This is a genomic window from Variovorax boronicumulans (genome assembly GCF_040544675.1).
Classification (GTDB): domain Bacteria; phylum Pseudomonadota; class Gammaproteobacteria; order Burkholderiales; family Burkholderiaceae_C; genus Variovorax; species Variovorax boronicumulans_D.
In genome coordinates, this window is sequence record NZ_JBEPKK010000021.1 from 38,765 (window position 1) to 61,661 (window position 22,897).

General features: G+C 67.1%; 21 protein-coding genes. 4 read left to right on the forward strand and 17 right to left on the reverse strand.

What is annotated here, in order from left to right:
- The first annotated feature begins 13 nt into the window (after positions 1–13).
- Complete coding sequence (locus tag ABIC90_RS25540; protein WP_354359209.1) at positions 14–985, forward strand: lipase secretion chaperone; 972 nt, start codon at positions 14–16, stop codon at positions 983–985.
- Here the strand turns inward: ABIC90_RS25540 and ABIC90_RS25545 are convergent.
- Complete coding sequence (locus tag ABIC90_RS25545; RefSeq protein ID WP_354359211.1) at positions 918–1,355, reverse strand: PACE efflux transporter; 438 nt, start codon at positions 1,353–1,355, stop codon at positions 918–920. The genes ABIC90_RS25540 and ABIC90_RS25545 overlap by 68 nt on opposite strands.
- A gap of 101 nt (positions 1,356–1,456) precedes the next feature.
- Between ABIC90_RS25545 and ABIC90_RS25550 the strand changes: the two genes are divergently transcribed.
- Entirely contained in the window at positions 1,457–2,362 is a 906-nt protein-coding gene (locus ABIC90_RS25550; RefSeq protein WP_354359213.1) for a LysR family transcriptional regulator, read from the forward strand.
- Between the two features lie 15 nt (positions 2,363–2,377).
- On the opposite strand, the gene ABIC90_RS25555 is transcribed toward ABIC90_RS25550, so the two are convergent.
- The 16 genes from ABIC90_RS25555 to ABIC90_RS25630 all read right to left on the reverse strand — a co-directional run bounded on the left by ABIC90_RS25555 (position 2,378) and on the right by ABIC90_RS25630 (position 19,748).
- On the reverse strand, positions 2,378–3,391 hold the full coding sequence (locus tag ABIC90_RS25555; RefSeq protein ID WP_354359215.1) for a PDDEXK nuclease domain-containing protein: 1,014 nt from the start codon (positions 3,389–3,391) through the stop codon (positions 2,378–2,380).
- A gap of 199 nt (positions 3,392–3,590) precedes the next feature.
- On the reverse strand, positions 3,591–4,640 hold the full coding sequence (locus ABIC90_RS25560) for a homocysteine S-methyltransferase family protein (RefSeq protein WP_354359217.1): 1,050 nt from the start codon (positions 4,638–4,640) through the stop codon (positions 3,591–3,593).
- Positions 4,641–4,680: 40 nt separating this feature from the next.
- On the reverse strand, positions 4,681–5,505 hold the full coding sequence (gene hutG, locus ABIC90_RS25565) for an N-formylglutamate deformylase (protein ID WP_354359219.1): 825 nt from the start codon (positions 5,503–5,505) through the stop codon (positions 4,681–4,683).
- A gap of 7 nt (positions 5,506–5,512) precedes the next feature.
- Positions 5,513–6,895 carry a formimidoylglutamate deiminase gene (locus tag ABIC90_RS25570; protein ID WP_354359221.1) on the reverse strand — a complete coding sequence of 461 codons (1,383 nt, stop codon included), beginning with the start codon at positions 6,893–6,895 and terminating at the stop codon, positions 5,513–5,515.
- Positions 6,892–8,118 carry an imidazolonepropionase gene (gene hutI, locus ABIC90_RS25575; RefSeq protein WP_354359223.1) on the reverse strand — a complete coding sequence of 409 codons (1,227 nt, stop codon included), beginning with the start codon at positions 8,116–8,118 and terminating at the stop codon, positions 6,892–6,894. Before hutI ends, ABIC90_RS25570 begins: the two co-directional genes overlap by 4 nt.
- Before the next feature lie 20 nt (positions 8,119–8,138).
- The gene (locus tag ABIC90_RS25580) at positions 8,139–8,711 is read right to left on the reverse strand and encodes a HutD/Ves family protein (RefSeq protein WP_354359225.1); all 573 of its coding nucleotides are present in this window, start codon (positions 8,709–8,711) and stop codon (positions 8,139–8,141) included.
- Positions 8,712–8,853: 142 nt separating this feature from the next.
- The gene (locus ABIC90_RS25585; RefSeq protein WP_042576940.1) at positions 8,854–9,522 is read right to left on the reverse strand and encodes an amino acid ABC transporter permease; all 669 of its coding nucleotides are present in this window, start codon (positions 9,520–9,522) and stop codon (positions 8,854–8,856) included.
- Between the two features lie 7 nt (positions 9,523–9,529).
- Positions 9,530–10,276, reverse strand: a complete 747-nt coding sequence (locus tag ABIC90_RS25590) for a transporter substrate-binding domain-containing protein (RefSeq protein ID WP_354359227.1) — start codon at positions 10,274–10,276, stop codon at positions 9,530–9,532.
- Between the two features lie 49 nt (positions 10,277–10,325).
- Positions 10,326–11,060 (reverse strand): IclR family transcriptional regulator, encoded by a 735-nt coding sequence (locus ABIC90_RS25595; RefSeq protein ID WP_354359229.1) that lies wholly within the window; start codon positions 11,058–11,060, stop codon positions 10,326–10,328.
- A gap of 119 nt (positions 11,061–11,179) precedes the next feature.
- Positions 11,180–12,907, reverse strand: a complete 1,728-nt coding sequence (gene hutU / locus ABIC90_RS25600) for a urocanate hydratase (protein ID WP_354359231.1) — start codon at positions 12,905–12,907, stop codon at positions 11,180–11,182.
- 26 nt (positions 12,908–12,933) lie between these two features.
- On the reverse strand, positions 12,934–14,493 hold the full coding sequence (gene hutH, locus ABIC90_RS25605) for a histidine ammonia-lyase (RefSeq protein ID WP_354359233.1): 1,560 nt from the start codon (positions 14,491–14,493) through the stop codon (positions 12,934–12,936).
- Between the two features lie 60 nt (positions 14,494–14,553).
- Positions 14,554–15,291: a histidine utilization repressor gene (hutC, locus tag ABIC90_RS25610; protein ID WP_354359235.1), complete on the reverse strand. Its 738-nt coding sequence runs from the start codon at positions 15,289–15,291 to the stop codon at positions 14,554–14,556.
- A gap of 7 nt (positions 15,292–15,298) precedes the next feature.
- A complete protein-coding gene (locus ABIC90_RS25615) occupies positions 15,299–16,105 on the reverse strand; it encodes an ABC transporter ATP-binding protein (RefSeq protein ID WP_354359237.1) in 807 nt (268 codons plus the stop codon).
- The gene (locus tag ABIC90_RS25620; protein ID WP_354359239.1) at positions 16,090–16,968 is read right to left on the reverse strand and encodes an ABC transporter permease; all 879 of its coding nucleotides are present in this window, start codon (positions 16,966–16,968) and stop codon (positions 16,090–16,092) included. The genes ABIC90_RS25615 and ABIC90_RS25620 overlap by 16 nt, the downstream gene beginning before the upstream one ends.
- Positions 16,949–17,917, reverse strand: coding sequence for an ABC transporter substrate-binding protein (locus ABIC90_RS25625; RefSeq protein ID WP_354359241.1), 969 nt, complete (start codon positions 17,915–17,917; stop codon positions 16,949–16,951). Before ABIC90_RS25625 ends, ABIC90_RS25620 begins: the two co-directional genes overlap by 20 nt.
- 292 nt (positions 17,918–18,209) lie before the next feature.
- Positions 18,210–19,748 carry a Fic family protein gene (locus ABIC90_RS25630; protein ID WP_354359243.1) on the reverse strand — a complete coding sequence of 513 codons (1,539 nt, stop codon included), beginning with the start codon at positions 19,746–19,748 and terminating at the stop codon, positions 18,210–18,212.
- Between the two features lie 260 nt (positions 19,749–20,008).
- Here ABIC90_RS25630 and recQ point away from each other — a divergent pair, with 260 nt between their 5' ends.
- On the forward strand, positions 20,009–21,904 hold the full coding sequence (gene recQ, locus ABIC90_RS25635; RefSeq protein WP_354359247.1) for a DNA helicase RecQ: 1,896 nt from the start codon (positions 20,009–20,011) through the stop codon (positions 21,902–21,904).
- A gap of 22 nt (positions 21,905–21,926) precedes the next feature.
- The gene (locus ABIC90_RS25640; RefSeq protein ID WP_354359245.1) at positions 21,927–22,808 is read left to right on the forward strand and encodes a LysR family transcriptional regulator; all 882 of its coding nucleotides are present in this window, start codon (positions 21,927–21,929) and stop codon (positions 22,806–22,808) included.
- Positions 22,809–22,897 lie beyond the last annotated feature (89 nt).

Here is a 22,897-nt window from a genome sequence, read left to right on the forward strand (position 1 = left end):
GGTGGGTCCCGTTGTGAGACCGCTGCAGCTCGGCGCGATGGCGTGCGCTGCGGCGCTCGCCATCCTTGCCGGATGGTGGCTGGTGGACGAGCAGACGCCGGCAGACTCCCCGGCCACAGTGGTGGCGACATCGGCCGCCACCGCCCCGGGCGCCGTGGCGCCGGCAGCGCAACCCAACGGGGATGCCCGCCCCGCGCCCGACGCCATGCTGAACCCGTCGCTCATCCTCATCTTCGAGAGCGCGCTCGCCGAGGCGCAGGCCACCGGCAAGGTCGCCTTCATGGCGGTGGCGCCCGGCCTGCTGGCCAAGCGCCTGCCCGCCGAGCTGGTTTCCCGCGCGATGGGCCTGCTGGAGCGTTATGTCGACATGCAGGAAACCATGCAGGCCCTGCCGCCCCCCGACACCGGCGACGCCGCCTCGCTGCACAAGACCATCGAAGCCCGTGCCGCCGTGAGGCGCACGTACTTCACGCCCGAGGAGATCGAAGGCCTCTTCGGCGACGAGATCCGCCAGGACCTCCTGATGGCCGACAAGATGGCGCTGGCCCGCAACACCGGCCTCACGCCCGAGCAACGCGAGGCGGCCGCGCAGCGCAGCGAGGAAGCCCTGCTCACGCCCGAGCAGCGCGAACAGCGGCGCGGCTTCACGGCCCAGGTCGATGTGCAGCGCCAGACCGACGCGATGGACGCGCGCGGTGCCAGCCCGCAGGAGCGCTTTGCCGAGCGGAGCGCCACGTACGGTTACGACACCGCACGCCAGCTGGAGGCGCTCGACCAGGAGAACAAGGATTGGAGCAGCCGCCTCGACCAGTACGCCAACGCGCCCCCGGAACAGCAGGCGCATCTGCGCGAGATGCTGTTCAACGAACGCGAGCGCCTGCGCCTGGCCGGCGCGCTGGCGCTGCGGGCGTCCCGGGCTACGCCGTCTGGGCAGGCCCCATCGCCGAGCGGGGCAGGCCAAACACCCGGTCGAAGCCCCAGTTGAAGACGAAGGTGTAGACCAGGAAGAACACCACCAGGCCCAGGTCCATCACCAGCGCCTGCCAGAGCGACACGCCCAGCCCCCAGGCGAGCATGGGCACCAGGAACGCGATCAGCCCGCCCTCGAAGCCGATGGCGTGGGCGATGCGGCGGCGCACGCTGCGTCCGCGCACGGCCTGGCGCGATTCCCAGCGCTCGAACAGCGCGTTGAAAACCAGGTTCCAGATCACGGCGATGACCGAAGCAGCCACGGCCAGCATGCCCGAATGGCCGAGCCCCGCGTCCGTCATCAGGGCCAGGCCGGCGCTGGCGCACACGATGGCGATCCCTTCGTAAAGGGAGATGTAGACGACACGACGCTGGAGCCCTTGCATGACTTTTCCTCTGAGAACTTGAATGCGATGGCTGGACTTTATTTGCTATTTACTGATATAAAAAGTCATCTTGTTTCAATTAAATTGATAAGTCGGACGCCATGGCTTTCTCCAGCGACAACGTCGAGGTGTTCCTGGCCGTGATCGACCACGGTTCCTTCTCGGCCGCCGCGCGGGCGCTGCGCAAGGTGCCGTCGGCCGTGAGCATGGCGATCGCGAGCCTGGAGGCCGAGCTCGACCTGCCCCTGTTCGACCGCAAGGGCCGCGAGCCCCAGCCCACCGCCGCTGCCCGTTCGCTGGAGCCGCAGGCGCGCATGCTCGCGGCGCAGCTCAAGCAGCTGCAGGTGCAGGCGCTCGCGCTCACCCAGGGGCTGGAAAACCGCCTGACGCTCGCCATCGCGCCCGAATTGCTGGCCGCCCCCTGGAGTGGGCCGCTGGCCGAACTAGCGCAGGAATACCCGCTGCTGCAGGTCGAGGTGCTGGCCGCGCCGCAGGCCGATGCGCTGGCGCTGCTGCACAGCGGCCGCGCGCAGCTGGCGCTGGTGTTCGAGCGCCCGAGCCTGGACGGCCGCGAAGGTTTTCAGGAAGTGGGCAGCGACACCATGGTGGCCGTGATGGCGCCCGACCATCCGGCCTTGCTTGCGGCGGCCGGCGAGCGGCTGCGGGAAGAGCACCTCACCAACACCCGCCAGATCGTCGTCGCCGGGCGCGACCTGGCGACCAGCGATCCGCGCTTCGTGTTCGCGCGCCACGTCTGGCGCACCGACAACGCGCTGGCCGCGCTGAGCCTGATCACCGCAGGCCTGGGCTGGGGCTGGCTGCCGCGCAACTTCGCGCGGCCGCATGTGGCGGCAGGGGCGCTGGTCGAGATTCCCTTCGAGAACCTCAGCAACGGGCTCGACCTGTGGGTCGATGTGGTGTGGTCGAGGGAACGCCCGCTGGGCTTGGGCGCGCAGCGCTTCGTGGCGCTGATTGCGCGGGATCGGCAGGCGGCGGCGTTGCGCTGAACTCCAGACGCGTGATCACTCCCCTGCTTCTCGCAACGTCAACTCCAGCTCCCGCTGCAACTCTTCGCGCTCGGGCAAATAGAGCTGGTACTTCTGGACGAAAAGCTGGCTGTTGAGGTTGTAGGTCGCGTACTCGACCAGCAGTTCGTCCTTGTGGCGGCTCAATATGATGCCGATCGGCGGGTTGTCGCCTTCGGCGTTCTCTTCATTGGCAAAGTAGCCCAGGTAGAGATTCATCTGGCCGATGTCGTGGTGTTGCACGTCACCCAGCTTCAGGTCGATGAGAACAAAGCAGCGCAGGATGCGGTGATAGAAGACCAGATCGACCTTGTAGTGGCTGTTGTTCAGCGTGATGCGGTATTGCCGGCCAACATAGGTAAACCCTTTTCCCAGCTCCAGCAAGAACTGCTGCAGGTGATCACACAGCAGGGTCTCGAGTTGGGTTTCCGACACCTGTCCCGGTTCTGGAATCTTGAGGAATTCGAAAACGTAGGGCTCCCGCAGCAGATCGACGGGCTGCTCGACCACCTGCCCCTCGCTGGCGAGCTTCAGGATTCCGGCCTTGTCACGGCTCGCGGCCAGGCGCAGAAACAGCGCACTGTCTTTCTGCCGGACCAACTCACGTACCGACCAGCGCTCATTGACGCTTTGCTGCTCGTAGAAACCGCGCTCCAGCGGATCGTCGATCTTGAGCAGTTCCACGACGTGCGACCAGCTCAATTGGTGCGACAGCGTCGCACCTTTCGGGTACAGCAGGTAGAACTGGCGGATACGGATCAGGTTGCTCCGGCTGAAGCCCTTGCCGTGGCGCAGCTTGAGATCGCGCGCCAGTTGCTCGATCAGCGCCTTGCCGTACTCGGCGCGCGCCTGCCCGGCCTGTTCGAATTCGACGATATGCCGGCCGACCTGCCAGTAGGCTGCCAGCAACTCCTGGTTGGCTGCTCGCAGCGCCTGGACGCGGCCGCGGGTGAAGGTATCGCCGATTTGCGTGAGCAGCTGGCCGTAGTCGTCACGTTCACTTAGCTTCATGCGAAACCCGTCTTTTCGAGGTGGCGCCCGACTTGGGCAGAGGAATGCGCAAGTATCCCAACGGCGAGCGCTCCGATGCCGGAAGAAATGACGATTTCTCCCAAGAACAAGAGGCAACCGATGCCATCGGCGAGTCCGCCTGCCACGAATGCCGCTGCGCAGATGACCCCGTGAAAACGAAGGCGGCCTGCGGGCTCGCTCAGGCGGCTTCGCTGTAGAAGCCGGCCGTGTTGTTCAGCAAACGCCCCCGCACCGGCGCTACGGCCTTGCCGATCGCCGCGATGTGGTCCGGCGTCGTGCCGCAGCAGCCGCCCACGATGTTCACCAGCCCCTCGGCCGCGAACTCGTGCAGCAGGCGCGAGGTGACATCGGGCGTCTCGTCGAAGCCGGTGTCGCTCATCGGGTTGGGCAGGCCCGCATTGGGATAGCAGCTGATGAAGGTGTCGCCCGCCACGCGCGCCAGCTCCTGGATGTAGGGGCGCATCAGCGCCGCGCCCAGCGCGCAATTGAGGCCGATGGCCAGCGGTTGCGCGTGGCGCACGCTGTGCCAGAAGGCGGTGACGGTCTGGCCGCTCAGGATGCGGCCCGAGGCGTCGGTCACCGTGCCGCTGATGATCAGCGGCAGGCGCTCGCCGCTGTTGTCGAAGTACTCGTCCACCGCGAACAGCGCCGCCTTGGCGTTGAGCGTGTCGAAGATGGTCTCGACCAGGATCACGTCGGCGCCGCCTTCGACCAGCGCTTCGGTCTGCTCGTAGTAGGCCGCGCGCAGCGATTCGAAATCGACGTTGCGTGCGCCCGGATCGTTCACATCGGGGCTGATGCTCGCGGTCTTGGGCGTCGGGCCGAGGGCGCCGGCCACGAAGCGGGGCTTGTCCGGGGTGCTGAACTTGTCGCAGGCCGCGCGCGCGATGCGGGCGGATTCCAGGTTCATCTCGCGCGCCAGGTGCGCCATCTTGTAGTCCTCCTGCGCGATGGTGGTCGCGCCGAAGGTGTTGGTCTCGATGAGGTCGGCGCCGGCCGCGAGGTAGCCCTCGTGGATGTCGCGGATCACATCGGGGCGGGTGAGCGAGAGCAGCTCGTTGTTGCCCTTCACGTCGCGCTCGAAGTCCTTGAAGCGCTCACCGCGGTACTGCTCCTCGGTGAGCTTGAAGCGCTGGATCATCGTGCCCATGGCGCCGTCGAGGATGGCGATGCGCTTTTCGAGGATGCCGGCCAATGCCTGGCCGCGGGTATAGATGACGGGCTTCATAACCTGCGATTGTAGAAAAGCAGGCTTGCCCTGCCGCCCGTCAGTGCTTTGCCTGGCCTTCGACGAAGGCCAGCACCGCCTCGATCATCCGCCGCACGTGCGGCTGCACGCCTGCTGCCACCTCGGGCAGGTAGTCGAAGGGCAGCGTTTCCTGCATGTAGCTCGACTGCGTCATCTCCAGCTGCACTGCATGCACGCCGCCGGCCGGGTTGCCGTACTGGCGCGTGATGTGACCGCCCTTGAAACGCCCGTTGAGCACACCGGTATAGCCCGGCGCGGATTCAGCGATGCCCAGCAGCGTGGCGGCCAGCGCCGGATCGCAACTCGTGCCGTTGCCGGTGCCCAGGTTCAGGTCGGGCAGCTTGCCTTCGAAGAAGCGCGGCAGCACCGAGCGGATCGAATGCGCGTCCCAGAGGGCGATGGTGCCGTGGGCAGCCTTCAGGCGGTCGAGCTCGGCCTGCAGCTGGCGGTGGTACGGCTGCCAGATGGCATCGCGTCGCTCGGCGACTTCCGCGTCGTCCGGCAGGTCGTCGCTCGATGCGTAGATCGGCGTGTCGTCGAAGGTGTCGACCGGGCACAGGCCGGTGACGCTCTGGCCCGGGTAGAGGCTGGCGCCATCCGGCGGACGGTTCAGGTCGATCACGTAGCGCGAGTGCGTGGCCACGAGCACCGAGGCGCCGAGTTCGTCGGCGAAGTCGTAGAGCCGCTCGAGGTGCCAGTCGGTGTCGGGCACGTGGCGCGCTTCGTCGGTGAAGCGGGCGGCGAGCGCGGGCGGCACATGGGTGCCGACGTGCGGCATCGAGATCAGCAGAGGGCGTGTGCCCTGGCGGAAGCGGAACGCCGGTTCGGCGGTGGTGAAGGCCATGGTGGTTTCAGTCCTGGAGGAGTTGGGTGCGCGCCGCGACGAAGGCGGACGCGGCTTCGTTGTGCAGCGCGTGGCGCCCGGCCGAGACGCGCTCGCGGCCGGCGACCCAGACGCTGTCGATGGCGGAGGTGCGGTGGCTCGCGAAGACGTGGGCCGAGAGCATCTCGGGCGCGTGCAGCCCCTGCAGCGCGACATGCGCGGCATCGAGCACGACGAAGTCGGCCTGCTGCCCCACAGCGAGCCCGCCGACCGCGCGGCCCGCCGCCTGCGCCCCGCCCTGCACCGCTTCGAGCGTGAGCGCGGTCGCAACGTGCGGCTGCGCCGCGCTCGCGCCGACGTTGCGCTGGCGTTTGGCCAAACGCTGGCTGTATTCGAGCATCAGCAGTTCTTCGGCCGCGTTGACGCTGGCGTGGCTGTCGGAGCCCACGCCCCATGTGCCGCCGTGGCTGCGCCATTTGGAGAAATCGAAGATGCCGTCGCCCAGGTTGGCTTCGGTCGTCGGGCACAGGCCCGCCACCGCGCCGCTCTTGGCGGCGTACTCGTATTCCGCGTCGTTCATGTGCGTCGCGTGGACGAGGCACCAGCGCGCATCGACCGGCGCGTGGTCGAGCAGCCACTCGACCGGCCGCAGCCCACTCCACTCGACGCAATCGTCGACTTCCTTGGTCTGCTCGGCGATGTGGATGTGAATGGGTGCAGTGCGGTCGATGGCTTCGAGCCCCGCGACCGCATCGCGCAGCGCCTCGGGCGGCACGGCGCGCAGCGAATGCGGCGCCATGCCCAGGCGCGCGCCCTGCGCATCGCAAGCCGGCTTGAGCGCTTCGAGCAAACGCAGCATCGACTCGGTCGATCGCACGAAGCGGCGCTGGCCTTCGTTGGGCGGCTGGTCGCCGAAGCCGCTGGTCTGGTAGAGCACCGGCAGCAGCGTGAAGCCGATGCCGGTCTTCTGTGCAGCGCGCAGCAGCGCGAGGCTCAGCGTCGCGTCGTCGGCATAGGGGCGGCCGTCGGCGTCGTGGTGCACGTACTGGAACTCGCACACGCTCGTGTAGCCCGCTTCGAGCATCTCGGCGTAGAGCCAGGTCGCGATGGCTTCCATGTGCTGCGGGCCGAGGCGCGCGGCAAAGCGGTACATCAGCGTGCGCCAGCTCCAGAAGCTGTCCTGCTGTTCCGCGCGGTGTTCGGTGAGGCCTGCGAAGGCGCGCTGGAAGGCGTGCGAGTGCAGGTTGGGCATGCCGGGGATCACCGGGCCGGTCGCCACTTGCGTTCCGGACGCCGGTTGCGCGGCGGGCTGCACTTGCGTGAGCTGGCCGGCGTCGTTCCACGCGAGCAGCACATTCTTCGACCAGCCGGCGGGAAGCAGCGCATCGGCTGCGAAGAGGGTGCGCGTCATGCGGCGTTCTCCACGGCAATGCGGCCTTGACGCACCACGGTGCGCAGCGGACGTTGACCGAACCAGTACGCGAGCTCGGCCGCATCGCGCACGTTCCACAAGACGAAGTTGGCGGGCATGCCCACGGCGATCGCGCCGTGCGTCGATTGAAGGCCCAGCGCGCGCGCCGCATGCACGGTGACACCGGCCAGCGCCTCGGGCACCGTCAGGCGGAACAGCGTGCACGCCATGTTGACCATCAGCAGCAGGCTCAGCGTCGGCGAGGTGCCGGGGTTGTGGTCGGTGGATACGGCCATCGGCACGCCCGCGGCGCGCAGCGCTTCGATGGGCGGCAGGTGCGTGTCGCGCAGCGTGTAGTACGCGCCGGGCAGCAGCACGGCCACGGTGCCCGACTGGCGCATCGCTTCGATGCCGTCGGCCGACAGGTGTTCGATGTGGTCGCACGAGAGCGCGCCGTAGCGCGCGGCGAGCGCGGCGCCGCCCATGTCGGAGAGTTGCTCGGCATGCAGCTTGACCGGCAGGCCCAAAGCCTTGGCGGCCTGGAAGACCTGCTCGGTTTCTTCGAGCGAGAAGGCGATGCGCTCGCAGAACACATCCACCGCATCGACCAGCCCTTCGGCCGCGAGGGCGGGCAGCATCTCGCGGCACACGAGGTCGATGTAGTCGCCGCTGCGGCCTGTGTATTCCGGTGGCAGTGCATGCGCGCCGAGGAAGGTGGTGCGCACGGTGACGCCATAGGCTTCGCCGAGGCGCCGCGCCACACGCAATTGCTTGCGCTCGTGTTCCAGCGAAAGGCCGTAGCCCGACTTGATCTCGATGGCGCAGACGCCGTCGGCCAGCAGCTGTTCGAGGCGCAGCGCGGCCTGCGCGAAGAGCGTGTCTTCATCGGCCTCGCGCGTGGCGCGCACCGACGAGACGATGCCGCCGCCGGCCTTTGCCACTTCTTCGTAGGTAGCGCCTGCAAGCCGCATCGCAAACTCGTTGGCGCGCTGGCCGCCGTAGACCAGGTGCGTGTGGCAATCGACGAGGCCGGGCGTGACGAGCGCATCGCCGCCGTCGTGTGCGGTGAGCCCCGCGAACTCGGCAGGCAATGCGCTGCGTGCGCCGACCCAGCGGATCTCGCCTTGCGCGACCACGATGCCGGCTTCGGTGCCGGCGTCGGTCGCAAGGCGCAGGCCGGTCCAGAGGCCGTCGGCCGAGGGGAATTCGCTTGCAGGTTTCATCGTCTTTTTCTTTCTGCAGATCAGGCCGGCACGATGCGCACCGCCACCAGCCGCGCGTCTTCGCTCTCGGGCATCGCCTGCCATGTCCGCGGCGCGTCAGCCCAATGCAGGCCTTCGCCCTCGCGGCATGTTTCGTCATTCAACCGCCATGCGCCGCGCAATGCCAGCAGCACGCCGTGCGGTGCGGGCTCGATGGCCGCTGCGTGGCCCAGCACCCGCACATCGGCGCGCCACTGTCCGTGCCGCGTCATCACATTGAAATCGTTCGATGCGCCACCCAGCAGCGTGCAATCGATCGCATCGTCGCCGCTGAACGCGAACGGCCGATGAGGCATGTCGAGCCGGTGCTCGATGCGCCCGTCGTGCGTGAAGAGCCGCACCCCGTCGCCTTCGAGCAGCATGATGCTGCGGGCTATGCCGGGGAACACCGAGAACGGGCCTGCCGCCGCGATGGTGGCGATGCTCACGCGCCAGCCGAAGCTGTCGAGCGCGGCGCCCTGCGGCCAGCTCGCGATTTCCTGGGTGGTGCCGCCGCCGTTTTTCCAGGGCATGACCGACAGAGAGGCGCGCGAGAAGCGAGTTACCTTGCTCATGACCGCCCGTCTTGCTCCTTCCCCTTCCGGGGGAAGGTTGGGATGGGGGCAGCGCCCAACGAGCGCCATGTTGGGGTCGAGGCCGTCGTGCCCCCACCCCTGCCCTCCCCCAGCGGGGGAGGGAGAAATACGTGAAGCACGCTCATCGCATCAACCCGCCTTGCCGCAGCTTCTGCTCGAAGTGCCGCAGCACCAGCGTCATCGTGCCCGTCAGCACGAAGTACACCAGCGCAATCGCCAGGTACACCTCCAGCGAGCGATACGACACGCTGATGATCTTCTGCCCCTCGTGCATCACGTCGTGAATCGTCAGCAGCGACACCAGCGCCGAGTTCTTGATGAGCGCGATGAACTCGTTGCCCAGCGGCGGAATCATGCGCACCACCGCCTGCGGCAGCACGATCTGGCGCATCGCCACGCCGGGCGTCATGCCCAATGACTGCGCCGCCATCGTCTGCCCCTTGTCGATCGACTGGATCGCGCCGCGCACGATCTCTGAGACGTAGGCGCCCGAGTACACGCCAAGCCCCAACACGCCGCACAGGAAGGCCGGCAGCAGGATGCCGAAGTGCGGCAGACCGAAGAACAGAATGAACAGCTGCACCAGCAGCGGCGTGCCGCGAATCGCCGCCACATAGGCGGTGCACACGCCGTAGATCCACCGTCGCTTCGGGTTCAGCCGGCCGATGCCGACAATGAGGCCGAGCACGCAACCGAGCGCGAGTGCGCAGGCGGTGATCTCCACCGTGACGAGCGCACCGCGCAGCAGGTCGGGCCAGCCTTGCCAGACCGGCGAGAAATCGAGATCCATCGCGCGCTTACTTGGCGTTGGCGCTGAACCACTTCTTCACGATCTGGTCGTAAGTGCCGTCGGCCTTCAGCTTCTCGATGGCCCCGTTCACCGCCTTGGTGAGTTCAGGCGTGTCCTTGCGGATGGCCATGCCGTATTCCTCGGTGGTGATCTGCTCGGGCAGCACCTTCAGGCCGCCGCGCGTGCGCACGTACTGATAAGCGGCGGGCTTGCCGGTGACGGCGGCGTCGGCTCGGCCGATGTCCACGAGGTTGAACATCTCCTGGTTCTTCTCGACTTCCATCAGCTGCACCTGCGGGTACTTCTCCTTCGTGAAGGAGACCGACTTGGTGCCCACCTGCACGCTGACCTTCTTGCCGTTGATGTCGGCCGGCGTCTTGATCGTCGTGTTGCCTTCTTTGACCATCACGACCAGGCCGCCCGCGTAGTACGGCACGGTGAAGTCGACGACCTTTTTGCGCTCGTCGGTGATGTAGATGGCCGAGACGGCCATGTCGAAACGCCTGGAGATCAGGCCCGGCACAAGCCCCTTGAAGTCGATGTCGATCCACTCGATCTTGCGGCCCAGCGTCTTGCCGATGGCCTCGACCAGTTCCACGTCGAAGCCGGTGCGCTTGCCGTTCTCCACGAACTCCATCGGCGGAAAGGTGGCGTCGGTGGCCACGCGCAGCGGCTCGCCTTGCGCGTGTGCGGCGCCGGCAAGACCGAAGAGAGCGGCTGCGGCAACAGTGAGAAGAGTGCGGCGGGTGTTCATGAGGCGGGGCTTTCGTGGGTTTGAAAAAGGTAGATGCAGCAACTGGCTGCTACTGCAGCGCGCGAGAGATGCGGGCCGCCGTGACGACCGTCATGTGGAGCAATGCAGCTTCCATGCCCTCGACGCGCGTGAGCGGCGCCATGAGCGTGATCGCGCCGCGCAGCCGCCGGCTCGAAGCCAGCACCGGTGCGCTCGCGCCCCAGACGCCGGCATCGACCTCGCCCTGCGTGACGGCATGGCCGGCCTCGCGGATCGCGTCGAGTTCAGCGACGCGTTCGGCGCGGCGCTCGGGACTTTCGCCCAGGCCGTCGAGCAAGGCATCGCGCTGGTCGAGCGGCATGTGCGCCAGCAGGCACTTGGCGCTGGCGCCGTCGCTGGCCGGGACGCTGCGGCCCCGGTCGAAGGAGCAGCGCAGCGAATGTTCGCTGTCGATCATCTCCAGGCACACCACGCGGTCGTTCACCGCGGTGACCAGCGCCACGCTCTCGTGGCTCTGCTGCACCAGCGCGCGCATGTCGGCGCGGGCGGCCATGACCAGGTCGGAGTTGCCGTCGAAGCCGCTAGCCAGCTGCACGCTCACCGGGCCTGGTGAGTAGCGGCCCTCCGACTCCATCACGAAACCCCAGCGGCGCAGCGTGGCGATCTGGCGGTACAGCGTGCTCTTGACCAGGCCGGTGGCCTGCACCAGCTCGGCGGCCGTCATCGCGACCTTGCTCTGCGCCAGCACCGACAGCACGAACAGCGCGCGGTCGTTGTGGGCGGGGGCATCGGTCGGGGGCGTCATCGAAGGCAGTATCTTGCTCGCCGTTCTCACTTCCAAGCCCCGATTCCCACCGGGTGGGAATGGGCCGGATTTTTACTTCTACCTTTGTCTTACCGGTTTGCGCGGGGCCAGGGGCCCGCTCAGCGCACCATCGGCAGCTTCAGGCCCTGCTTCTTCGCGGTGGCGACGGCGATGTCGTAGCCCGCATCCGCATGGCGCATGACGCCGGTGGCCGGGTCGTTCCACAGCACGCGCTCGATGCGCTTGGCGGCCGCATCGGTACCGTCGCACACGATCACCACGCCCGAGTGCTGCGAGTAGCCCATGCCCACGCCGCCGCCGTGGTGCAGGCTGACCCAGGTGGCGCCGCCCGCGGTGTTGAGCAACGCGTTCAGCAGCGGCCAGTCGCTCACCGCATCGGTGCCGTCCTTCATCGCTTCGGTCTCGCGGTTCGGGCTGGCGACCGAGCCGGTGTCCAGGTGGTCGCGGCCGATGACGATGGGCGCCTTCAGTTCGCCGTTCTTCACCATCTCGTTGAAGGCAAGCCCCGCGATGTGGCGCTCGCCCAGGCCCAGCCAGCAGATGCGCGCGGGCAGGCCCTGGAAGGCGATGCGCTCGCGCGCCATGTCGAGCCAGCGGTGGGTGTGCGTGTTCTCGGGGAACAGCTCCTTGATCTTGGCGTCGGTCTTGTAGATGTCTTCGGGGTCGCCCGAGAGCGCCACCCAGCGGAACGGACCCTTGCCTTCGCAGAAGAGCGGGCGGATGTAGGCGGGCACGAAACCGGGGAAATCGAACGCGTTCTTCACGCCCTCGTCGAACGCCACCTGGCGGATGTTGTTGCCGTAGTCGACGGTCGGGATGCCCATGGCCTGGAAGTCGAGCATGGCCTGCACATGCCCGGCGCAAGACTTCGCGGCCGCCTTCGTGAGCGCGTCGTGCTGCGAAGCGTCCTTCATTGCGGCCTGCCATTGCGGCACGGTCCAGCCCGAGGGCAGGTAGCCGTTGATGAGGTCGTGCGCCGAAGTCTGGTCGGTCACGAGGTCGGGCTTGATACCGCCGGCCTTCGCGCGCTTCACCAGCTCGGGGAGGATGTCGGCCGCGTTGCCCAGCAGCGCGATCGACACGGCTTCCTTCGCATCCGTGTGCTGCTTGATGAGTTCGAAGGCATGGTCGATGTCGCGCGCCTGCTTGTCGACATAGCGCGTGCGCAGGCGAAAGTCGATGCTCGACTGCTGGCACTCGATGTTGAGCGACACCGCGCCCGCCAGCGTGGCCGCGAGCGGCTGCGCGCCGCCCATGCCGCCGAGGCCGGCGGTGAGGATCCACTTGCCTGCCCAGCTGTTGTTGTAGTGCTGGCGGCCGGCTTCGACAAAGGTCTCGAAGGTGCCCTGCACGATGCCCTGGCTGCCGATGTAGATCCAGCTGCCCGCCGTCATCTGGCCGTACATGAAGAGGCCCAGGCGGTCGAGCTCGTTGAAGTGCTCCCAGTTGGCCCACTTCGGCACGAGGTTCGAGTTGGCGAGCAGCACGCGCGGCGCGTTCTCGTGGGTCTTGAACACGCCGACCGGCTTGCCCGACTGGATGAGCAGCGTCTCGTCGTCGTTCAGTTCCTTCAGCGACGCGAGGATCTGGTCGTAGCAGGCCCAGTTGCGTGCGGCACGGCCGATGCCGCCGTACACCACGAGGTCCTGCGGGCGCTCGGCCACCTCGGCGTCGAGGTTGTTCTGGAGCATGCGAAACGGTGCTTCGGTGAGCCAGCTCTTGCAGTTGAGCGTGCTGCCGCGTGGCGCGCGGATCACGCGGGTCGGGTCATGGCGCGGGTCGGCGAGGTCGGCGGCGTTCAGTGCGAGTTTTTCGGGAGCGTTCATGGCGTGGTTCTCCTATCGGGCGATGTTCAAGAGTGACTGGGCAGGATGTTCAGCAGCGCGGCCGGCAGGTCGGCCTTCAGCGCCCACTGGCGCATGGCTTCGATGTCCGGGGCGAGGTAGCGGTCGCGTTCGAGAAAGGCGACGTTCTGGCGGATGGCCGCGAATTCGGCTTCGACCATCGGCGAGCTCTTGAGCCCGCGCTTGAGTTCGATGCCTTGCGCGGCGGCCATGGCTTCGATGCCGACCACCACCGCGGTGTTGTTGACCATGTCGCCCAAACGGCGCGCGGCGAAGGTGGCCATCGACACATGGTCTTCCTGGTTGGCCGAGGTGGGCAGGCTGTCGACGCTGGCCGGATGCGCAAGCGATTTGTTTTCCGATGCGAGCGCGGCCGCGGTGACCTGCGCAATCATGAAGCCGGAGTTCAGGCCCCCATCGCGCACCAGGAACGGCGGCAGGCCCGAGAGGCCGGTGTCCAGCAGCAACGCGATGCGGCGCTCGGCGATCGCGCCGACTTCACTCACCGCCAGCGCAATGATGTCGGCCGCGAAGGCGACCGGCTCGGCGTGGAAGTTGCCGCCCGAGATCACTTCACCCGTGTCGCAGAACACGAGCGGGTTGTCCGATGCGGCGTTGGCTTCGATGACCAGCACGCGCGATGCATGCGCGAGGTTGTCGAGGCAGGCGCCCATCACCTGTGGGATGCACCGCACCGAGTACGGGTCCTGCACGCGGCCGCAGTCGGCGTGCGAGGGGACGATCTCGCTGCCTTCGAGCAGGGTGCGCACCGCGCCCGCGACGGCCATCTGGCCGGGCTGGCCGCGTGCGGCGTGGATGCGCGCATCGAAGGGCTTGATCGAGCCCTGGATCGCTTCGAGCGACAGCGCGCCCGACATCAGCGCCGAGGCGAACACGTCTTCCGCGCCGAAGAGGCCGGCGAGTGCCAAGGCGGTCGACACCTGCGTGCCGTTGAGCAGCGCGAGGCCTTCCTTCGGGCCCAGCACGAAGGGTTCGAGGCCGATGCTGCGCATCGCCTCGGCGCCACCGACGACCTTGCCGTCAGCCAGCGTCGCCTCGCCTTCACCGATCAGCACGCAAGCCATGTGCGCGAGCGGCGCGAGGTCGCCCGAGGCGCCGACCGAGCCCTTGCAAGGAATGCTCGGCGTGACGCCCGCATTGAACAAGGCCAGCAGCGCATCGACCAGCGCGGGCCGCACGCCCGAGTGCCCGCGCGCCAGGCTCACCGCCTTGGTCGCGAGGATCATGCGCACCACCGGCGCAGCCAGCGGCTCGCCCGTGCCCACGCTGTGCGAGAGCACGAGGTTGCGCTGCAGCTCGGCCAGGTGGTCGTTGCCGATGCGCGTGCTCGCGAGCTTGCCGAAGCCGGTGTTGATGCCGTAGACCACCTGGTCGTTCTCGACGATGTGGCGCACCGCGGCCTCGGCCTTCTTCATGCCGTCGAGTACCGACGGATCGAGCACAAGCCGGACGCCACCGGCCTGGATGCGGCGCAGCATCGCAAGGTCGACCTTGCCGGGCGTGAGGGTCAGGGTGGTGTCGGAGGAAGCTTGGTGATTGCTTGGCATGTGAACCTGTCTATACAAGTAGTTGCGAGAGATAACGATCGGTCTGTGCGACGAAAAAAATCAGCCGAAGCTCGGGTTGCCGTCGGCTTTGAAGCGGCTGCCCAGGCTGTAGCGAGACGCGGGATGCAGGCATCGCACCCAGGTCACGGGCGTGTTGCGCGTCCAGGTGCGGCGCGTGAGCAGGAGGCAGGGGTCGGTGACTTCCATGGCGAGCCGCTCGGCCTGGTCGGCGTTGGGCAGCACGGCATCGACGACGTGTTCGATCTGGTCGAAGGGCACGTTGCGCACCAGGTACTCGCTGGGCGGCATCAGGGTGAAGTCCTGCTCGAGGTAGTCGGGCACGACCTGCGGGTTGACATAGCGCTCTTCGAGCTGCACCGGCGTGTCGTTCTCCAGGTGCAGGCAGGCGCTGTGGAACACCGAGTCGCCGGCGCGCAGGTCGAGCCAAGCGGCCACGTCGGGCGAGGCGGCGAGGCGTTCGACCGCGAGCATCTCGCAGCGGTAGTCGTGGCCGCGCTGGCGGATTTCGCTGGCGATGTTGGCGATCTGCAGCAGCGTCGATTGCGGCTTGTTCTCCGCCACGAAGCTGCCGACGCCGGCCACGCGCACGATGCGCCCCTGCTCCACCAGTTCGCGCAGCGCGCGGTTCACCGTCATGCGCGCCATGCCGAACTGCGCGACCAGCTCGTGCTCAGACGGCAGCCGGTGGCCGGGCGGCCAGGTGCCGTCCTGGATCTTGCGGGAAATGTGGTCCTTGACTTGCGCGTAGAGCGCAAGGGTCGGCAGGTCGCGTTTCATCGGGTGGTCAGTGCTCGGCCGCGGCCATGGACTCGGCCCGGATTTCCTCGGTCAGGCGCGCCTTGATGTCCATGAACTCGGGCGAGGTCTTGATCGTGTAGCTGCGCGGATGCGGAAAGTCCACCGCGATCTCGGTCTTGATACGCCCCGGCCGCGCGCTGAACACTGCCACGCGGTTGGCCATGAAGATCGCCTCGTCGATGTCGTGCGTGACGAAGAGCACCGTCTTCTGCGCCGACTCCCAGATGCCCAGCAAGAGCTCCTGCATCAGCACGCGCGTCTGGTTGTCGAGGGCGCCGAAGGGCTCGTCGAGCAGCAGCATCTTGGGGTCGTTGGCGAGCGCGCGCGCAATCGCGGTGCGTTGCTGCATGCCGCCCGACAGCTGCTTGGGAAAGTGATGCTCGAAGCCGCGCAGGCCCACCTTGGCGATGAAGAACTCGCTGCGCTCCTTCTGGTCGGCCTCGCTCATGCCGCGCTCGCGCAGGCCGAAGCGGATGTTCTGCGCCACGGTGAGCCACGGAAAGAGCGTGTAGCTCTGGAACACCACCCCGCGGTCGGCGCCCGGGCCGTCGATGCGCTCGCCATCGAGCATCACCTGGCCGGTGGTCGGAAAGTCCAGGCCCGCCACGATGCGCAGCAGCGTCGACTTGCCGCAGCCCGAGGGGCCGAGGATGGTGACGAAGTCGTTCTCCTTCACCTCGAAGTCGATGGGCAGCAGCGCCTGCGTGCTCTGGCCCTTGGTGCCGGTGAAGACGCGCGAGACGCCCTGGATGGAAAGCTGGTTCTTTGCGGTCGTCATCACAGTGCGGCCCATGCGAACAGACGGCGGTTGAGCGCCTTGAAAGCGAAGTCGGACAGGAGCCCGATGACGCCGATCACGATGATCCCGAAGATGATCTGCCCGGTGTTCAGCAGCGCCTGGCTGTCGGTGATCATGTGGCCGATGCCCGAGGACGAGCCGATCAGCTCCGCGACGATCACGTAGGTCCATGCCCAGCCGAGCACAAGGCGCAGCGTTTCGGCGATGCCCGGCGCAGCGCCCGGAATGAGCACGCGCGCGACGATGCCGCGGCTGCTGGCGCCCAGTGTGTAGGCGGCTTCGACCAGGTCGCGCCGCGCGCCGCCCACGGTGACGGCCACCATCAGCACGATCTGGAAGAACGAGCCGATGAAGATCACCAGCAGCTTCTGCATTTCGCCCAAGCCCGCCCACAGGATGAGCAGCGGAATGAAGGCCGAGGCCGGCAGGTAGCGGCAGAACGAGACAAAAGGCTCGAAGAAGGCTTCGACGGTTTTCCAGGTGCCCATCGCGATGCCCAGCGGCACCGCGAACACCGCCGCCAGCAGGAAGCCGCCGAACACGCGCCACACGGTCATGCCGATGTCGACGATGAAGCCGTACTCGGTGAAGAGCAGCCAGCCCTCCTTGACCATGGTCGGCGGGCTCGCAAGGAAGGTCGGCGACACGAAGCCGCCGAGCGTGGCGAGCGACCACGCGAGCACGAACACGACGAAGAAGCCGAGCCCCAGCAGCACGCGCGCACGCGCACCGATGGGTTCGAGCGGTGCGAACGCGCGGCGCCGCACCGGAGCCGCGGGCGGGGGTGAACCGGCGACCGCCGATGCCGCACGCGGCGGCACCTGCTGCGGCAGCGCCTTACTTGACGAAGCTTGCATCGAAGGTGGCTGCGTAGTCTTCAGGCGCCTTGCGGATCACGCCGGCTTCCAGAAGGATGGCGGTGGCTTCCTTCATGAACGTGGTGAGCTCGCCCGCAAAGAACTTCTGGTTGGCCGCCTTGTCCTGCCAGCGCAGGTACGCCGACGACTTGGCGAACTGTTCGCCGCTCTGCTTGACGGCCGAGCCCATGAGTTCGTTCGACTTGGCCGGGTCGGCCTTGATCATGTCCAGCGCATCGAAGTACGACTTGGTGAGCGCGGCGGCGGCCTTGGGGTTGGCCTTGAGCCAGGTGGGCGCGCAGCCGACGGTGTCCATCACCATCGGGTAGTCGAGCGTGGTGGCCAGGATCTTGCCGGCGGCCGGGTTGGCGCGCACGGTCGACAGGTACGGCTCGTAGGTCATGGCGGCGTCGTTCTGGCCGGCCACGAAGGCTTGCGCGGCGGGCTGCGGCTCCAGGGAGACCAGCTTCACGTCCTTCAGCGTCATGCCGTTCTTGCTCAGCATCCAGGCCAGGCCGAAGTACGGCGCGGTGCCGGGGGCGCTCACGCCGATGCTCTTGCCCTTGAGGTCGGCAAAGGTCTTGACGTCGTTGCGCACCGCGATGCCGTCGGCGCCGTAGGACTTGTCCATCTGGAAGATCTGCACGATCGGCACGCCGTTGGCGTTCCAGGCGACGTGCGTTTCCACGGTGGTGGCCGCGCACTGGATGGCACCGGAGGCCAAGGCCAGGTGGCGGTCCTTCTGCGGGATCATCTTCAGTTCGACGTCCAGGCCGTTCTTCTTGAAGATGCCCGCCTTGTCGGCCAGCGAGAGCGGCGCGAAGCCGGTCCAGCCGGACATGCCGAGCGCGATCTTCGTGTCCTGGGCGGCGGCCGTTCCGGCCATGCCCGCTGCACATGCACCTGCTGCCAGCAGCGAAGCGACTTTCACAACTACCGTCTTGACCATGGGTACTCCTGGTTCCGTTTTCTAGAAATGGCTCGGCGGTGCGCCCGGGTCTGGGCCGCGCACGCCTCGCATTGTTGCCAAGCGCCCCAACTTGTATATACAGGATAACCCGAGAGGGCTTTTTCGGTGCATTTCTTCAGGAAGATGCACCAGATTGCTGTCTAGACAAGAAAGGCGGCGGGACGGGGGTCACCATTGCAAAGCTCGTGCCAAGAACGTCCCGCCTCAATCACATATCGAGCACTGCACCGCAATCGCCGCAAAAAGGGCTGCTCGATCACGGTCTATTCGCTCAAGCGCCGTCGCCGGTGTGATGCTTCAGCCAATGCCGGCCCTGGGCGGTCAGTCGGTAACGCTGCTTGCTGCTGCGAGGCTTGTCCGGCAGGGTCATTTCGATCATTCCGGCTTCAAGCGACGGCAACAGGTACGCCTTGCGAAAGTGCTCGTCATCCTTCAAACCGAGCGCTTGCTGGAGCTGCTGGCGCGGCCACTCGCCCTCCAAGGCAACAACGACACGCTCAACTTCCGGGGTGACTTCCGGGGTGACTTCCGGGGTGACTTCCGGGGTGGCCTTCACCTTGGGGTGCGCCGGCAGCCGGATCACAAACGACGTACGCTCTTCGTCGCTCTCGAACACTGGCTGCGGCGAACCATTGGCTGCCATCACCTTCAGGATTTTGGGGATGCCGGTGGCGCGCCCCTCAGTCAGGTCGAGCTCCTTCAGAAATTCGCCGATGCGCCGGTTGCGATAGCGGCGGCTCACGGCGCGGCCCGCCTGCAAATCCGCCAACGCGATGGAGCGGTCTGGCCCCGGGAAGCTCAGCACCACCAGCTCGTCACGGTCGATGCGCACTTCGATCGGCTCGCGCTCTTCATACGAGCGGTGATACACCGCGTTCACCAAAGCTTCTTCGATCGCGGCATAGGGAAAGTTCCACACCCGTTCGGCCTCCGCGCGCTGCGGATGCTTGATGACCGTTTCGACGAGGTAGTTACGCCGGATGTAGTCGAGTGCCTCGCGCGTGATGCGGCCGAGCGGGCCCTTGAAAGTCTTCTCCTCAAAGCGGTCACCACCCGCGCCCTCGGGAAACCACAACACGTCGATCTGCGTGCCCGGAAAGAAGCGCTCGGGTGCATCGTTGAAGAACAGCAGGCCGACGTTCTTGGGCATGGGCGCTTCGACAGCGCCACCCACCACATTCATCTGCCGACCCAATGCCTCCAACGGGAGCGCGGCCGCGTCGTCGGCCAACTCGCTGCCGACCTCGTGCAAGAAGGCTTCCATCAGGGGCGCAGACAGATCGGCTACCCGCGCCATCTGCTGGAACCGGTCGTCGAACGGTATCTTGGCCGTGAGGCTCAACAGCTCCTGCTCGACCTCACCCTTGGCCTCCACAGTGCTCGAATAACGGCGGATGTAGTAATGCCAGCTCTTGTGCTTGGCAGTGACCGACGCTGGCACCTTGTAAGGTCGGGTCTGACCGCCCGGCGCCCACAGAACGATGAGCTTGCGGTGCTCGACCTCCTCAACGCCCAGCATCGGGAAGTAAGGCGGTTGGATCAACTGGCAGTGCGCGAGCAACTCCTGCTGAATTCTGTCGAGCTGGTTGTCGGCCAGGCCCACCGGTGGAAAGATGGGCTGACCATCGGCATCGCAGTCTTGCCCGATCACCACATAACCACCGCCCAGGTTCGCGAAGTCGTTGGCGAATGCACAGACGGTGCGCAGGATCGCGTCCGGGTTCCAGCCGGCCTTGTACTCAATGCGCTCGCCCTCGACTGTGCGCTGGCGCAGGAGGTCGTCGAGGTTGATGGGGAGCTTGGCGGGCATCAAACAGCAGGCCGCGGCAAATGACCGAAGTATCGATCCGCAAGCGCATCACGGGTACGGGACATGGACAATGGGTCTCCTTGAATAGCGCGGCAACTGGTCAATTCTCCACGCTCCAAGACGCTCCGGCCTGCTGACTTCGCACGCACCGGCGAGCGACAATCCACCCTTCGCCGCAGGAGTTGGATTCTCAAGCCGAATCAAATTCCGCTCCCGCGCGGAGGCTGTTAATTTCATAGCGTCATAACTGTTTGTTGCCTGTGTCCTCCCTCGCTCCCCACCCCCTCGACGCCCCCGGCAGCAGCACCGCACCGGCCGACATCCTCCACGAAGTCTTCGGCTACTCGCAGTTCCGCGGCGCCCAGCAGGACATCGTCGATCACGTTGTCGGGGGCGGCGACGCGCTGGTGCTGATGCCCACGGGCGGCGGCAAGTCGCTCTGTTATCAGATCCCGGCCATCGCGCGGCAGCGTGCGGGGCGGGGCGTCGCGGTGGTGGTGTCGCCGCTGATCGCGCTGATGCACGACCAGGTCGGCGCGCTGCACGAGGCGGGGGTGAGTGCGGCGTTCCTCAATTCCACGCTCGACTGGGAGCAGACGCAGGACGTGGAGCGCCGCATGCTGCGCGGCGAGATCACCCTGCTCTATGCGGCGCCCGAGCGGGTGAACACGCCGCGATTCCTGTCGCAGCTCGATTCGCTGAAGGAGCGCGGCAAGCTCTCGCTGTTCGCGATCGACGAGGCGCACTGCGTGAGCCAGTGGGGCCACGACTTCCGTCCCGAGTACCGCGCGCTCACCGTGCTGCACGAGCGCTATGCGGGCGTGCCGCGCATCGCGCTCACCGCCACGGCCGATGCGCTCACGCGCGCGGACATCGTCGAGCGGCTGCAGCTGGAAGAGGCGCGCCAGTTCGTCTCCAGCTTCGACCGGCCGAACATCCGCTACACCATCGTCGAGAAGAAGGACGCGACCACGCAGCTCCTGCGCTTCATCGAGCGCGAGCACGAGGGCGATGCGGGCGTGGTCTATTGCCAGTCGCGCAAGCGCGTGGAAGAACTCGCGACGACGCTGCAGGGCGCCGGCATCAACGCCCTGCCCTATCACGCGGGCCTCGATGCCGCGGTGCGCCAGAGGCACCAGGACCGGTTCCTGCGCGAAGAAGGCATCGTGATGGTCGCGACCATCGCCTTCGGCATGGGCATCGACAAGCCCGACGTGCGCTTCGTCGGCCACCTGGACATGCCCAAGAACATCGAGGGCTACTACCAGGAAACCGGCCGCGCCGGCCGCGACGGCGCCCCCGCCGACGCCTGGATGACCTACGGCCTGAACGACGTCGTCAACCAGCGCCGCATGATCGACGAGAGCCCGGCCGGCGAAGAGTTCAAGCAGGTCATGCGCGGCAAGCTCGACGCCCTGCTCTCGCTGGCCGAAGCGAGCGACTGCCGGCGCGTGCGCCTCCTGGGCTACTTCGGCGAGAAGAGCACGCCCTGCGGCAACTGCGACAACTGCCTGAATCCGCCGAACGTGTGGGACGGCACCGATGCCGCGCGCAAGCTGCTCAGCACCATCTACCGCGTGCAGCAGCTGAGCGGCATCAGCTTCGGCGCGGGACACATCATGGACATCCTGCGCGGCAAGGAGACCGAGAAGGTCAAGCAGTTCGGGCACGAGCGCATCAGCACCTTCGGGCTGGGCGCGGAGTTCAGCGAGGTGCAGCTGCGCGGCGTGCTGCGCCAGCTGATTGCCACGGGCGCGCTGGCGGTCGATGCCGAAGCGTTCAACACGCTCAAGCTCACTGAGGGATCGCGCGCGGTGCTCAAGGGCGAGGCGGTGGTGAGCCTGCGCGAGTCGATCTCCTCGCCCACGGAGCGCAAGCCGCGTCGCGAAAAAGCCGCCAAGGGCGCGCCTTCGCCGGCCGCCGCCAAGCTCGACGACACCGGCAAGAAGCGCTTCGAGGCGCTCAAGGCCTGGCGGGCCGAAGTGGCCAAGGAGCACAACCTGCCAGCCTATGTGATCTTTCACGACGCCACGCTGGCGGCCATCTCCGAACGCGCACCGGCCACGCTCGAAGACCTGCAGGGCATCAGCGGGATCGGCACCAAGAAGCTCGAGGCCTACGGCAGCGAGGTGCTGCGCGTCTGCGCGGCGTTCTGAGGCTCTGACAACAGGCCCCGCCATGGACACCCGCCAGATGCGCTGCGTTGTCGCGGTTGCCGAAGCGGGCAGCCTCACGAAGGCGGCCGAGCGGCTGGGCCTGGCGCAACCGGCACTGACGCAAACGCTCAACCGGCTGGAGCAGGAACTCGGCACGCGGCTGTTCACCCGCACGCGCCGCGGCGCCGCGCTCACCGAAGCGGGCCTCGCGATCGTCGATGACCTTCGCGACAGCCTCGCCTACAGCGACACGGCCGCCGAACGCGCGCGGGCCATGGGCGCAGGCCGGGCCGGCCGGCTGACCGTGGGGTTCGTGACGCATGCGGTCTACGAAGTGCTGCCGAACGCGCTGCGCAGGCTGCGTGAGGCGCACCCGCAGCTCGACGTGGTGCTGCGCGAGATGAGCAATGCCGAACAGGTGTCGGCGTTGGAGGGAGGCCGCATCGACATCGCGCTGTTGCACCCCCCGGTGTCGGTCAATGCCCCGGTGCACGAGCTGCGCCTGGGCGAGGAGGCCATGATCGCCGCGGTGCCGGCGGCGTGGCCGCTGGCCGAGGGCGGTTGCGTGTCGCTGGCCGAGATCGCCCGGCACGGCCTGGTGTGGTTTCCGGAAGAGCAGATTCCCGCGCTGCGCGCCCAGTTGCTCAGTGCGTTGCGCCTTGCCGGCCACGAAACGCGGGTGGTGCAGGACGCCAACCGCACGCTGACGGTGCTGGCCTGCGTGGCGGCGGGGCTGGGCTGGTCGCTGCTGCCTCGCTCCGTGCGCGCCCTGCAGCACGAGGGCGTGCGCTATGCCCCCGTGCGCGACGGTGCGGGACTGCCGGCCTTCGAGCTGTCGGCGCTGTGGCTGTCGCGCTCGCGCCCGACCTTCGCGGATGCGTTCGCGGCGTTGCTGCGCAGCTAGTGTCCTGTCCCGTTAATTCGCCCGCATAGGCGGGTGAGTTTTTCGAGGATCGAATTGGCCGTTGCTGTCCATGTGAACGGCTTGCAGTT